At 70.4% G+C, this 13439-nt stretch carries 10 protein-coding genes; 2 read left to right on the plus strand and 8 right to left on the minus strand.

Annotation, left to right across the window (positions count from 1 at the left end):
• Positions 1-36 precede the first annotated feature (36 nt).
• From HNO83_RS18330 to HNO83_RS18340, 3 genes are all read right to left on the minus strand, one after another.
• On the minus strand, positions 37-1368 hold the full coding sequence (locus tag HNO83_RS18330) for a class II 3-deoxy-7-phosphoheptulonate synthase (RefSeq protein ID WP_175338982.1): 1332 nt from the start codon (positions 1366-1368) through the stop codon (positions 37-39).
• Positions 1369-1476: 108 nt separating this feature from the next.
• Positions 1477-2166 carry a lysophospholipid acyltransferase family protein gene (locus HNO83_RS18335; protein ID WP_175338974.1) on the minus strand — a complete coding sequence of 230 codons (690 nt, stop codon included), beginning with the start codon at positions 2164-2166 and terminating at the stop codon, positions 1477-1479.
• Positions 2167-2194: 28 nt separating this feature from the next.
• Positions 2195-3145 carry an ROK family glucokinase gene (locus HNO83_RS18340; RefSeq protein WP_175338983.1) on the minus strand — a complete coding sequence of 317 codons (951 nt, stop codon included), beginning with the start codon at positions 3143-3145 and terminating at the stop codon, positions 2195-2197.
• 148 nt (positions 3146-3293) lie between these two features.
• Here HNO83_RS18340 and HNO83_RS18345 point away from each other — a divergent pair, with 148 nt between their 5' ends.
• The gene (locus HNO83_RS18345; protein ID WP_175338975.1) at positions 3294-5123 is read left to right on the plus strand and encodes an AMP-dependent synthetase/ligase; all 1830 of its coding nucleotides are present in this window, start codon (positions 3294-3296) and stop codon (positions 5121-5123) included.
• A 20-nt stretch (positions 5124-5143) separates the two neighbouring features.
• On the opposite strand, the gene HNO83_RS18350 is transcribed toward HNO83_RS18345, so the two are convergent.
• The 5 genes from HNO83_RS18350 to HNO83_RS18370 form a co-directional block, all read right to left on the minus strand.
• The gene (locus tag HNO83_RS18350) at positions 5144-5893 is read right to left on the minus strand and encodes an endonuclease domain-containing protein (RefSeq protein ID WP_175338976.1); all 750 of its coding nucleotides are present in this window, start codon (positions 5891-5893) and stop codon (positions 5144-5146) included.
• Between the two features lie 309 nt (positions 5894-6202).
• Positions 6203-7048, minus strand: a complete 846-nt coding sequence (locus HNO83_RS18355) for an NAD-dependent epimerase/dehydratase family protein (protein ID WP_175338977.1) — start codon at positions 7046-7048, stop codon at positions 6203-6205.
• A gap of 23 nt (positions 7049-7071) precedes the next feature.
• Positions 7072-7563 (minus strand): peptide deformylase, encoded by a 492-nt coding sequence (gene def / locus HNO83_RS18360; RefSeq protein WP_175338978.1) that lies wholly within the window; start codon positions 7561-7563, stop codon positions 7072-7074.
• A gap of 38 nt (positions 7564-7601) precedes the next feature.
• On the minus strand, positions 7602-8963 hold the full coding sequence (locus HNO83_RS18365; RefSeq protein WP_175338979.1) for a MinD/ParA family ATP-binding protein: 1362 nt from the start codon (positions 8961-8963) through the stop codon (positions 7602-7604).
• Positions 8964-9048: 85 nt separating this feature from the next.
• Entirely contained in the window at positions 9049-12453 is a 3405-nt protein-coding gene (locus tag HNO83_RS18370; protein WP_175338980.1) for a pyruvate carboxylase, read from the minus strand.
• Positions 12454-12532: 79 nt separating this feature from the next.
• Between HNO83_RS18370 and HNO83_RS18375 the strand changes: the two genes are divergently transcribed.
• A complete protein-coding gene (locus tag HNO83_RS18375; RefSeq protein ID WP_349627292.1) occupies positions 12533-13345 on the plus strand; it encodes a ParA family protein in 813 nt (270 codons plus the stop codon).
• Positions 13346-13439 lie beyond the last annotated feature (94 nt).

Here is a 13439-nt window from a genome sequence, read left to right on the forward strand (position 1 = left end):
CGGCGGGACGACGGCGTGTCCTGAGGGCCGGCCGGCTCAGTTCGTCGCCGACAGCTCCTCGGCCACCAGGAACGCCAGCTCCAGCGACTGCATGTGATTCAGGCGCGGGTCGCACAGCGACTCGTAGCGCGTTGCGAGGGTTGCCTCGTCGATGTGCTCCGACCCGCCCAGGCACTCGGTGACGTCGTCGCCGGTGAGCTCGACGTGGATGCCGCCGGGGTTGGTGCCCGCGGCCCGGTGCGCCTCGAAGAAGCCCTTCACCTCGTCCACGACGTCGTCGAAGCGGCGCGTCTTGTAGCCGTTCGGGGTCGTCAGGCCGTTGCCGTGCATCGGGTCGGTCACCCACAGCGGCAGCGCGTCAGTCCGCTTGATGGCCTCGAGCAGCGGCGGGAGCGCATCCCGGATCGTGCCGGCGCCCATGCGCGTGATGAACGTCAGCCGGCCGGGCTCGCGCTCCGGGTCGAGCTTGTCGATCAGCCGCAGCATGTCGTCGCGCGACGTGGTCGGGCCGAGCTTCACGCCGATCGGGTTGCGCACCCGGGACAGGAAGTCGACGTGCGCGCCGTCGAGGTCGCGCGTGCGCTCCCCGATCCAGACGAAGTGCGCCGACGTGTTGTACGGCGTGCCGGTGCGCGAGTCGATGCGCGTCATCGGGCGCTCGTAGTCCATCAGCAAGGCCTCGTGGCTGGAGTAGAACTCCACCCGCTTGAGCTCGTCGAAGTCGGCGCCCGCCGCCTCCATGAACTTGATGGCGCGATCGATCTCGCGCGCGAGGCCCTCGTAGCGCTGGTTGGCCGGGTTGGCCGCGAAGCCCCTGTTCCAGCTGTGCACCTGGCGCAGGTCGGCGAAACCGCCCTGGGTGAAGGCGCGGATGAGGTTCAGCGTGGAGGCGGCGGTGTGGTAGCCCTGCACCAGCCGGCGCGGGTCGGCCTGGCGCGACTCCGGGGTGAAGTCGTAGCCGTTGACGATGTCGCCGCGGTATGCGGGAAGCGTCACGCCGTTGCGCGTCTCGGTGTCGCTGGAGCGCGGCTTGGCGAACTGCCCGGCCATGCGGCCCATCTTGATGACAGGGACGGACGCGCCGTAGGTCAGCACGACGGCCATCTGCAGCACGGTCTTGACCCGGTTGCGGATCTGGTCGGCGGTCGCGCCCGCGAACGTCTCGGCGCAGTCACCGCCCTGCAGCAGGAACGCCTCACCCGCGGCGGCCCGCGCGAGACGGGTGCGGAGCTGGTCGACCTCGCCGGCGAAGACGAGCGGCGGCAGGGTCGCGATCTCGGCGGAGGCGGCGGCCGCGGCCTCCGGGTCGGGCCACGCCGGCTGCTGCTTGATCGGGAGCGTGCGCCAATACTCCAGGCCCTCGATCACGGACTCGTCTGGTCGCACGACGGGCTCTGTGGTCTGTAGCACTGGTCTTCCGCTCACTCGGTGTTGGATGGGATATCCGAGCCTATCGCGAATGCCGGGGCGCCCGTCCTACTGTGACAGCGACGCCCGCTTCTCCTTGACGGTGCTGGCGTAGACATCCATGTACTCCTGCGCGCCGAGGCGCTGCAGCTCGTACATGATCTCGTCGGTGACGGAGCGCAGGATGAAGCGGTCGCCCTCCATCCCCTCGAAGCGGGAGAAGTCGAGCGGCTCGCCGACGATGATGCCGATGCGGCCGATTCTGGGCAGGCGCTTGCCGATGGGCATGATCTCGGCGGTGTCCACCATGGCCACGGGGACGACCGGGACGCCGGCCTCCAGGATCATGCGGGCGACGCCGGTGCGGCCGCGGTACAGCTTGCCGTCGGGGCTCCGGGTGCCCTCCGGGTAGATGCCGAGGATCTCGCCGCGCGCCAGCACCGCGAGCCCGGTGTTGAGCGACGCCTCCGACGCCTTGCCGCCGGAGCGGTCGATCGGGAGCTGACCCGTCGCGTTCATGAACGCCTTCGTCGCCCAGCCCTTCAGCCCGCGGCGGGTGAAGTAGTCGCTCTTGGCGAGGAACGACACGTGGCGGTCCACCTCGAGCGGAAGGAAGATCGAGTCGATGAACGACAGGTGGTTGCTCGCCAGGATGACAGCACCCTCCGCGGGGATGTTCTCCAGTCCCACCACCCACGGCCGGAAGATGCCGCGCAGGATCGGTCCCGCGATCACGTACTTCATCAGCCAGTAGAACATCGAACCGAAGCCTAGCCCCGCGCGGCGCCTAGAGCGAGGAGGCGTGCAGTCGCGCCAGGTCGGCCGCCCCGACCACCCCGGCGTCGTTCACCAGTTCTGCGATGGCGAACTCGGGCTCGGGGTGGAAGCCGCGCGCCGGCAGGTTCTCCAGGTAGGCGAGGCGGATCGGCTCCAGGAGCAGCTCCCCCGCCTGCGCGACGCCGCCGCCGAAGACGAACAGCTGCGGGTCGAGGATGGCGCCGAGACTCGCGCAGGCCTGGCCGAGCCAGTCGCCCAGCTGCCGGAGCGCGGCCAGCGCGCCCGGGTCGCCCACACCGATCAGCGCGCTGATGTCGGCGCCGGTGAGCGCGCCGGTGCGGGCCCGCACGTCGGCGAGGCCCTGACCGATGCCGCCGGCGTCGGCCAGCTCGTTCGCCATCCGCTGCAGCGCGCGGCCCGACCCGTACTGCTCGATGCAGCCGTGTGCGCCGCAGCCGCACGGGAGTCCGCCCGGGACGACCCGCATGTGGCCGATCTCGGCCCCCGCGCCGAAGCCGCCGCGGAACAGCCGGTCGTTGCTCACGATCGCGCCGCCCACGCCCGTCCCGATGGTCAGGACGACCATGTCGGAGACCAGCCGGCCCGCGCCGTAGCGGAACTCGGCCCAGCCGGCCGCGTTGGCGTCGTTCTCGATGATGACCGGGAGGTCGAGGCGGGCCTCGAGCTTGTCCCGGAACGGCTCGTGGCGCCAGTTGATGTTGGGCGCGTAGTACACGGTGGACTGCGCGGCGTCGATGAAGCCTGCCGCCGCGACTCCGGCTCCCGCGATCTCCTCCGGCCCCTCGGAGAGCCGCCGGATCATCGCGACGACCGCGTTCTCGATCTCCTCCGGACGGCTCGCGTCGGTCGGAACCCTGTCTTCCCGCACGATCGTGCCGAGCTCGTCGACGACGGCCCCCGCGATCTTGGTCCCTCCGATGTCGATGCCGATGGCGTGCACGTATGGCCTTCCTGCGGGGGTGGGGGCGTGGGGCTGCGGGCGGCCGTAGGTCGAGAGGACCCCCAGCCGGACCATCTAGAGTGTAATCAACCGATAGGGCCGAAGCCATTCGGTCGTCCGCCCGTCCGCCGGTATCGAGGGAGCTACCGTGAATCTGTTCGAAACCCCCGTCGTCGTCCCGCTCGACCCCGAGGCCAACGCCACCGACCTGCTGGTGCAGCGGGTCGCCGAGACCCCGGACCAGCCGCTGTTCAGCCTGCCGGACGGCGACGGTTGGAAGGACGTCACCGCGGCGGAGTTCCACCGCCAGGTGATCGCGCTGGCGAAGGGGCTCGTCGCAGCGGGCATCCAGCCCGGCGACAAGATCGGGCTGATGTCGAAGACGCGCTACGAGTGGACCCTCATCGACTTCGCCACGTGGTTCGCGGGCGCCGTGCTCGTCCCGATCTACGAGACCTCCTCCCCCGCGCAGGTGCAGTGGAACATGTCCGACTCCGGGGCCATCGCCGTCTTCCTGGAGACGGCCGAGATGTTCTCGCGTTTCGACGAGGTCCACCCCGAGCTGCCGCTCATCGACACGGTCTGGCAGCTGCACCTGGGCGACCTGGACAAGCTCGCCGCCGCCGGCAAGGACGTGCCCGACGAGGAGATCGAGCGGCGCCGCCGCCTCGCGGTCGGTTCCGACATCGGGACGTTGATCTACACCTCTGGCTCCACCGGGCGGCCGAAGGGATGCGTGCTGACGCACTCCAACTTCGTCGAGCTCTCCCGCAACTCGGCCGAGGCGCTGAAGGAGGTCGTGCAGCAGCCGGGCGGCGCCTCCACGCTGCTGTTCATCACCACCGCGCACGTGTTCGCGCGCTTCATCGCCGTGCTCTGCGTGACCGGCGGTGTGAAGGTCGGCCACCAGGCCGACACCAAGCAGCTGCTCCCGGCGCTGGCGAGCTTCAAGCCGACGTTCCTGCTCGCGGTGCCTCGCGTGTTCGAGAAGGTCTACAACTCGGCGGAGCAGAAGGCGGAGTCCGGCGGGCGCGGCAAGATCTTCCGCGCGGCGGCGGAGGTCGCGGTGGAGCACTCGAAGGCCGTCGAGGCGGGTTCCGTGCCGTTCGGCCTGAAGCTGAAGTTCGCCCTGTACGACCGGCTGGTGTTCTCCAAGCTGCGGGCCGCGATGGGCGGCCGTGTGAAGTACGCCGTCTCCGGGTCCGCGCCGCTCGGCGCGCACCTCGGCCACTTCTTCCACAGCCTCGGCATCAAGGTACTCGAAGGCTACGGCCTGACCGAGACGACTGCACCCGCCACCGTGAACCGGCCGGACATGTTCAAGATCGGCACGGTCGGCCCGGCCCTCCCCGGCGTCGATCTGCGGCTGGCGGAGGACGGCGAGATCCAGGTGCGCGGCATCAACGTCTTCAAGGAGTACTGGAAGAACCCGGAGGCCACGGCCGCCGCGTTCGACGACGGCTGGTTCCGTACCGGCGACCTCGGCTCGTTCGACGCGGACGGCTACCTGACGATCACCGGCCGCAAGAAGGAGATCATCGTCACCGCGGGCGGCAAGAACGTCTCCCCGGCGGCTCTCGAGGACCCGATCCGCGCGAACCCGCTGGTCGGCCAGGTCGTCGTCGTCGGCGACCAGAAACCGTTCATCTCGGCTCTGATCACCCTCGACACGGAGATGCTGCCGACCTGGCTCGCCAACAACGGCGAGGACAAGGACATGACCCTCGCCGAGGCGTCGGTCAACCCGGCCGTCCACGCCGAGATCCAGCGCGCCGTCGACCACGCGAACGCGGGCGTCTCGCGCGCCGAGAGCATCCGCAAGTTCGTCGTGCTCGCCACGGAGCTGACGGAGGCGAGCGGTCACCTGACGCCGAAGCTCAGCATCAAGCGCAACGTCATCCTGGCCGACTTCGCCGACGTCATCGACGGCATCTACAGCGACAACCCCCGCACCGAGGGCTTCTCGCTCGCCCACTGACCCCCTCCCCTCACGATTCGTCACGAATCGCTCCCGTTCGTGACGGACGGACGCGATTCGTGACGAGCGGTGCCGCCGAAGGCTGCGAGGCGCGCGATCAGGGAGTCGCGATCGCGGAAGAGGTCGTCGCCGGTGACTCGGACGACCCGCCAGCCTTCGGCCTCGAAGTGCTCGCGACGGCGGATGTCGGCAGCCCACTGCCGTCGCTCCCGATGGCCGTCACCCTCGTACTCGAAGGCCAGGCGCGGCTCCCGGATGCTGAGGTCGGGATGAAGAGTCAGGCGGCCGCCGTCGACGACGACCGGACTGTTGACGTCGAGGTCCAGAAATCCGAGCTCTTCCAGCAGCAGGCGAAGCAGGGTCTCCGGCCGAGAGTCGGCGCCGACGCGGATGCGTGGGAGCGCCCATGCTCGTGTGCGCGCGCCGGGTGAACCGCGGTGCCGATCGACCGCATCGGCGAGGAGTCCGACATCCGTCTGTGCCCCACGCGAACGCGCTCCCACCAGATGGTCACCGGCTGCGACCAGATCCGAGCCGCCGAGCACCGTGGACAGCTGGCACCAGACCTCCTCCGGCGTGCAGACAGGCAGCCCGTCGACCGAGCTGCCGGCGAGCCCTCCGAGGCTGTGCCCGATCACTCCCCGGCCGCGCGGAGGCGTCCGCGGGAAGGGCACCGCGACATGCAATGCTCCGCTCGCGAGGTCGGCGGGGAGCGGAACGCCGAGCAGCTCGGCCGCCGTCAGATGGCTGAACAGGGCCTGCTGCGGCATGAGGGGAAGGTAGGCGCGACACAGCGAACGGACGCTGCCCGGCGCGATCCCGACGCGGACTCCGTGGAAAGGGCGCAGCGGATCGGGGTGGCGTGCCCGTCGGGTGGTCGCCGCAGCCCTCAGAGTTCGATCGTCTCGCATGCTCCATGGTCTCGGCGCATACCGGGCCGCGGTGACGGTGACCACAATCTGTGGAGAAGTCGCTCATCCACAACCGACTCCCCCACAACTCGCGGCTGCGACTCGTGACGAATCGACGCGACTCGTGACGAATCGACGCGATTCGTGACGAATGGCGGGACGCGCGGGTCAGACCTCGTCGCGCCAGGAGTGGGTGGGGGCGTAGCCCAGGACGCGGCGGGCCTTGTCGATCGAGAGGAGGGTGTCGTTCACGCCCAGTTCGCGCTTCAGGGGCACGCCGGGGAAGACCTCGGCGACGAGCTCGTCGTTCGGGCGGCTCATCACGGTGTCGGCGGCGGCGATGATGAAGCGGTCGAAGCCCGTGGTGTCCCACTCCAGCGCGCGCCGGATCGCCTGGGCGCCATCGCGGGCGTCGATGTAGCCCCACAGGTTCCACTTGCGGGCGTAGGGATCGTCGTCGTACGCCGGGAAATCCGCGTAGTCCTCCGGGTCCATCACGTTGCTGAAGCGCAGCGCGACGATCTTGAGCGCCGGGTCCCAGCGCACCAGCTCGATCGCCATCTGCTCCTCGAGGTGCTTCACCAGCGAGTACGTGCTCTCCGGCCGCGCCGGGTAGTCCTCATCGACCGGGATGTACGGCGGCGGCACGTCGAACGGCAGGCCGAGCACGGTCTCGCTCGACGCATATACGACGTTGCGGATGCCCGCCCGCCGCGCCGCCTGGAACACGTTGTAGGTGACCCGGATGTTGTTGTGGAAGGTCGCGACGTCGCTCAGGATGCCGGGCGCCGGGATGGCCGCCAGGTGAACGATCGCATCGAAGCCGTCGTGCTGGTCGTTGACGCCGAGGATGGCGTCCACCGTCTGGCCGTAGTCGGTCAGGTCGACCCGGACGAAGCCGGGCCCGCGCTCCCCCGTCGCATCGAGGGAGACGACGACGTCCCCCGCCTTCCGCAGCTCGCGCACGACCGTGCGTCCGAGTTTGCCCGATCCTCCGGTGACCGCAATGCGCATACGGCCATCCTAGGCCGCGCCGGTCAGAACCAGTCCGACTCGCGCACCTGCTTCATCGCCTCGCGACGGGAATCCTTGTCCAGTCGGTCGAGGTACAGTTTGCCGTCGAGATGGTCGGTCTCGTGCTGCAGCGCCTGCGCGAGCACGCCGGTGCCGGAGACCTCGATCGCGTTGCCGTCGAGGTCGACGCCCGTCACCCGCGCGAACGGGTAGCGCAGCGTCTTGAACCACAGCCCGGGCACGGACAGGCAGCCCTCGTCCATCAGCTCCGGCTCCCCGGACACCTCCACGAGCACGGGATTGATCACGTAGCCGACCTGCCCGTCCACGTTGTAGCTGAAAGCCCGCTCGTTCACGCCGATCTGCGGCGCGGCCACGCCGGCCCGTCCGGGAGGGAGCACACTGTCGACGAGATCCTCCACCAGCCCGCGCACGCCGTCGTCGATCTCGCCGATGGGCTCGGACGGGGTCTTCAGGACGGGGTCGCCGAACAGGCGGATCTGACGCTCGGTCATGGGTGCTCCTTGGGTGGCGGAGGGACGGTCGGGCGGGCTCAGTCGCGCTCGGCCGGCAGGCCCTCGACGACGAGCGCGGCCAGGGTGCGGGCGGAGAGGCGGGTCAGCGGCTTGAGGTCCTTCCACGACACCACGGAGCCTGCGGCCAGCTGCGGGTCGTACGGGATGCGGACGATCTCGCGCACGCGCGACCGGAAGTGGGCCTCGATCTCGTCGAGCTTGACGAGGTTGGTGGCGTGCGTGGCGGTGTTGAGCGCGACCACGGCGTTGCGGACCAGCTCGCCGTAGCCGTTGGCCTCCAGCCAGGTCAGTGTCTCGGAGGCGAGGCGCGCCTCGTCCACGCTGCCGCCCGAGACGATGACGAGCGAGTCGGCGCGCTGCAGCGTCGCGCGCATGACCGAGTGGACGATGCCGGTGCCGCAGTCGGTGAGCACGATCGAGTAGAACCGGGCCGACAGGTCGGCGACGACGTTGTAGTCGTTCTCGTCGAACGCCTCCGACAGCAGCGGGTCGGTGTCGGACGCGAGGATGTCGAGCCGGGTCTCATCCCGCGACACCAGGGTGGAGAAGTCGGTGAAGCCGCCGATGCTGGCCGCCTTGTGCACGACGTCGCGCACGGTGGACCGGGTCTGCCGCGTCACCCTCTCCGACAGCGTGCCGCGGTCCGGGTTGGCGTCGATGGCGATGATCCGGTCTTCGCGGGCGGAGGCGAGGGCCATCCCGAGCAGCGTGGTGACCGTCGTCTTGCCGACGCCGCCCTTCCGGGTGAGCACCGGGACGAAGCGGGCACCGCCCTCCAGCTGCTTCTGGATGCGGTGGTCGAGCTCCTTGCGCGCCCGCACCTTGGCGGAGTCCCCGAGGTTCACCAGGCGGAAGGTGACGTTGTAGACGAACCGCTGCCACGGTCCCTCGGGTCCGGGCCGGGTCTTCCGGTTGACCTCGAGCAGCCGGTCGGCCGTCAGCATCGCCGCGGGCTCCGGCTGGGCGGGGTGCTCGCCGCGCAGGCGGTCGCGGCGCGAGCCGGCGAACGGCTCCGACAGCGGCAGCGGAGCCGCAGCCGGGACCGCGTCGGGCGTGGTCGCGGCCCCGGATGCGGCGCCGTCGGCCGGCAGCGCGGCGAGCCGCGACGCGACGATGGCGACCGACATGGTGGTCGGCTCGGTCGGCGAGGCCACGAAGCCGGGGTCGACCGGGACGTCGTCGATCGCGACCGCCGCCTCGTCCTCCGGCACCTCGCGCGGAGGCGCGGGCGGGAGGTCGACCGCGATGCTCAGGGGCGGCTCCACGTCCAGCGACGGTGCCGGCTCGAACGGGCGCGCGGGCGTCAGCTCGTCGTCGGCCGGCACCAGGTCGCGCGGCTCGCGCTCCCCCTGCGTCTCGGCGTCGGGCTTGTCTGCCACCTCGTGCGCTCTCCTTCTGCCGCGGGTGTCTCCCGCGACTCGTCATTGTAGACGCCACCCTCCCGGATGGCGCTCCCGCCGGTCGTCAGGCCGGCTGGATGACCACCAGCAGGTCGCCCGCGTCGACCTGTTGGGTCTTCGGGATGGCCAGCCGCTCGATCGTTCCGGCGATGGGGGCCGTGATCGCGGCCTCCATCTTCATGGCCTCGATGGACGCCACCGCCTGACCTGCCGCCACCGCGTCGCCGACGGCGACCTGCAGCGTCACGACACCGGAGAACGGCGCCGCCACCTGGCCGGGCTTCGCGCTGTCGGCCTTCTCGGCGGCCTTCGCCTCGACGACGATGCTGCGGTCGCGCACGAAGACCGGGCGCAGCTGGCCGTTGAGGGTGGTCATGACCGTGCGCATGCCCTTGTCGTCGGCCTCGCCGATGGCCTCGAGGCCCACGTAGAGGCGGACGCCGCGGCTGAACTCCACCACGTGCTCCTGACCGGGCTTGAGACCGTACAGGTAGTCGAGCGAGTCGACGACGGAGAGGTCGCCGAACAGCTCCCTCATCTGCTCCTGGATGCGCGTCGGCGCGGGGAACAGCAGGCGGTTGAGGGTGGCGCGGCGCTCGTCGCTGTCGCCCTCGAGCGCGGACGCGTCGTCGGACGAGAGCTCCTCGACGCCGACCTTGATGTTCTTGCCGGCCAGCACCTTCGTCCGGAACGGCTCCGGCCAGCCGCCGGGCAGCTCGCCCAGCTCGCCCGCCATGAAGCCGACCACCGAGTCCGGGATGTCGTAGTTCTGCGGGTTCTCGGCGAAGTCGGCCGGGTCGGCCTTCACCGCCGCGAGGTGCAGCGCGAGGTCGCCGACGACCTTGGAGGACGGCGTGACCTTCGGGATGCGGCCGAGGATGTTGTTGGCGGCGGCGTACATGTCCTCCACCAGCTCGAAGTCGTCCGCGAGGCCGAGCGCCTTGGCCTGCTGGCGCAGGTTGGAGAGCTGGCCGCCGGGGATCTCGTGCTTGTAGACGCGTCCCGTCGGCCCGGGCAGGCCCGACTCGAACGGGCGGTAGACCTGGCGGACGGCCTCCCAGTACGGCTCCAGGTCTTCGACCGCGGAGAGCCGGATGCCGGTGTCGCGCTCGGTGTGGGCGAGGGCGGCGACGAGGGCGGAGGCGCTCGGCTGGCTGGTGGTGCCCGCCATGGGCGCGCTCGCCACATCCACCGCGTCCGCGCCGGCGCGCGAGGCCGCGAGCAGCGTCGCGAGCTGGCCGCCGGGGGTGTCGTGCGTGTGCACGTGCACCGGAAGGTCGAACCGCTCGCGGAAGGCCGCGACCAGCTTCTCGGCGGCGCTCGGCCGCAGCAGGCCCGCCATGTCCTTGATGGCGAGGATGTGCGCGCCGGACTCGACGATCTGCTCGGCGAGGCGCAGGTAGTAGTCGAGCGTGTAGAGGTTCTCGGCCGGGTCGAGGAGGTCGCCGGTGTAGCAGACGGCGACCTCGGCGATCGAGGAGCCGGTCGCGAGCACGGACTCGATGGCCGGGCGCATCTGCGACACGTCGTTGAGCGCGTCGAAGATGCGGAAGATGTCCACACCGGTGGCGGCGGCCTCGCGCACGAACGCGTCGGTCACCTGGGTCGGGTACGGCGTGTAGCCGACCGTGTTGCGACCGCGCAGCAGCATCTGGATGTTGATGTTCGGCAGGGCCTCGCGGAGGGCCGCCAGCCGCTCCCACGGGTCCTCGCCGAGGAAGCGCAGCGCGACGTCGTAGGTCGCGCCGCCCCAGGCCTCCACCGAGAGCAGCTCCGGTGTCATGCGCGCGACGTACGGGGCGACGGCGAGCAGGTCGCGCGTGCGCACGCGGGTCGCGAGCAGCGACTGGTGGGCGTCGCGGAAGGTCGTCTCCGTGACCGCGAGGGCCGTCTGCGCGCGCAGCGCCTGGGCGAAGCCCGCAGGACCGAGCTCGAGCAGCCGCTGGCGCGAGCCGGCCGGGGCCGGGGCGCTCAGGTCGATCGGGGGCAGCTTCTCCGCCGGGTCGGCCGTCTCCGGACGGGGCCCGTTCGGCTGGTTGACCGTGACGTCGGCCAGCCAGTTGAGCACCTTCGTGCCGCGGTCCTTCGACTCGCGGCCCTTGAACAGCTCCGGGCGCTCCTCGATGAACGAGGTGGACACGTTTCCGGCGATGAAGTCCGGGTCCTCCATCACGGCCTGCAGGAACGGGATGTTCGTGGAGACGCCGCGCACGCGGAACTCCGCGAGGGCGCGGCGGGCGCGCAGCACGGCGGCCGGGAAGTCGCGGCCGCGGGTGATGAGCTTCGCCAGCATGGAGTCGAAGTGCGGGCTGATCTGTGCACCCGGGTTGATCGTGCCGCCGTCGAGGCGGATGCCGGCGCCGCCCGGGGAGCGATAGGTGGTGATCTTGCCGGTGTCCGGGCGGAAGTTCGCCGTCGGGTCCTCGGTCGTGATGCGGCACTGCAGGGCGGCGCCGCGCATCTGCACCGAGTCCTGGCGCAGCCCCAGGTCGGCGAGGGTCTCCCCCGCCGCGATGCGGATCTGCGACTGGACGAGGTCGACGTCGGTGATCTCCTCGGTGACCGTGTGCTCCACCTGGATGCGCGGGTTCATCTCGATGAACACGTGCTGGCCCGCACGCTCGCCCGCGGTGTCGAGCAGGAACTCCACCGTCCCGGCGTTCTCGTAGCCGATCGACTTCGCGAAGGCGATCGCGTCGCGGTACAGGGCCTGGCGGATGTCGTCGGACAGGTTCGGCGCGGGCGCGATCTCGACCACCTTCTGATGGCGGCGCTGCACCGAGCAGTCGCGCTCGAACAGGTGGATGGTGTCCCCAGTCGCGTCGGCGAGGATCTGCACCTCGATGTGACGCGGGCGCAGCACGGCCTGCTCGAGGAACATCGTGGGGTCGCCGAACGCGCTGTCGGCCTCCCGCATGGCCTCCTCGAGCGCCGAGCGCAGGTCGGCCTTGCTGTTGACGCGCCGCATGCCGCGGCCGCCGCCTCCTGCGACCGCCTTGGCGAAGATCGGGAAGCCGATCTCGTCGGCGCCGGCGAGGAGCTCCTCGATGTCGCGCGACGGCGGCGTGGACTTGAGCACCGGGACGCCCGCGGCGATCGCGTGCTCCTTCGCCGTCACCTTGTTGCCGGCCATCTCGAGCACCTCGGCGCGTGGGCCGATGAAGGCGATGCCGGCCGCGCGGGCGGCCTCCGCCAGCTCCGGGTTCTCGGAGAGGAAGCCGTAGCCGGGGTAGATGGCGTCGGCGCCGGACTCCTGGGCGACGCGGATGATCTCCTGCACGTCGAGGTAGGCGCGCACCGGGTGACCGGGCTCGCCGATCTGGTACGCCTCGTCGGCCTTCAGCCGGTGCATGGAGTTCCGGTCTTCGTACGGGAACACGGCGACCGTTTCGGCGCCGAGCTCGTACGCGGCCCGGAATGCCCGGATGGCGATTTCACCGCGGTTGGCAACGAGGATCTTTCGGAACATGGGGACCTTTCGAGCAGGGGTCTACACCACACAGCAAACGGTTAGGTTCTCTAAGACTAGTGAAGGTAACGTGGCTCTCGTGCACGTACTCAGCGTTAGCTCCCTCAAGGGCGGTGTCGGAAAGACCACGGTGACGCTCGGTCTCGCGTCCGCGGCGTTCGCCAAAGGGCTGCGCACACTGGTCGTCGACCTCGACCCGCAATCGGATGTCTCGACCGGAATGGACATCCAGGTCGCCGGTCATCTCAACGTCGCCGACGTGCTGGCCTCCCCCAAGGAGAAGATCGTCCGCGCGGCGATCGCGCCGTCCGGCTGGACCAAGGGCCGCTCCGGCACGATCGACGTGATGATCGGCAGCCCGTCCGCGATCAACTTTGACGGGCCGCACCCCAGCATCCGCGACATCTGGAAGCTGGAGGAGGCGCTCGCCAACGTCGAGCACGACTACGAGCTGGTGCTGATCGACTGCGCCCCCTCGCTCAACGCCCTCACGCGGACCGCGTGGGCGGCGAGCGACCGCGTCGCCGTCGTCACCGAGCCCGGCCTCTTCTCCGTCGCCGCGGCCGACCGCGCGCTGCGCGCGATCGAGGAGATCCGCCGCGGTCTCTCGCCGCGCCTCCAGCCGCTCGGCATCATCGTGAACCGTGCGCGCGTCCAGTCGCTGGAGCACCAGTTCCGCATCAAGGAGCTCCGCGACATGTTCGGCCCGCTCGTGCTCTCGCCGCAGCTGCCGGAGCGCACTTCGCTGCAGCAGGCGCAGGGCGCGGCGAAGCCGCTGCACGTCTGGCCGGGCGAGAGCGCGCAGGAGATGGCGCACAACTTCGACCTGCTCCTGGAGCGGGTGCTGCGCACCGCGCGCCTCGGCGAGTACGCGACCGCCCCCACCGCCTAGCAGCGTTCGCGATTCGTGACGAACGGGCGCGATTCGTGACTCAAAGTCAAATGGTGGATGCATCAGGCGGCGGTGAGGAGTTGAGCGAGGGCTT

The organism is Leifsonia sp. C5G2 (assembly GCF_013359685.1).
Taxonomy (GTDB): Bacteria; Actinomycetota; Actinomycetes; order Actinomycetales; family Microbacteriaceae; genus Leifsonia.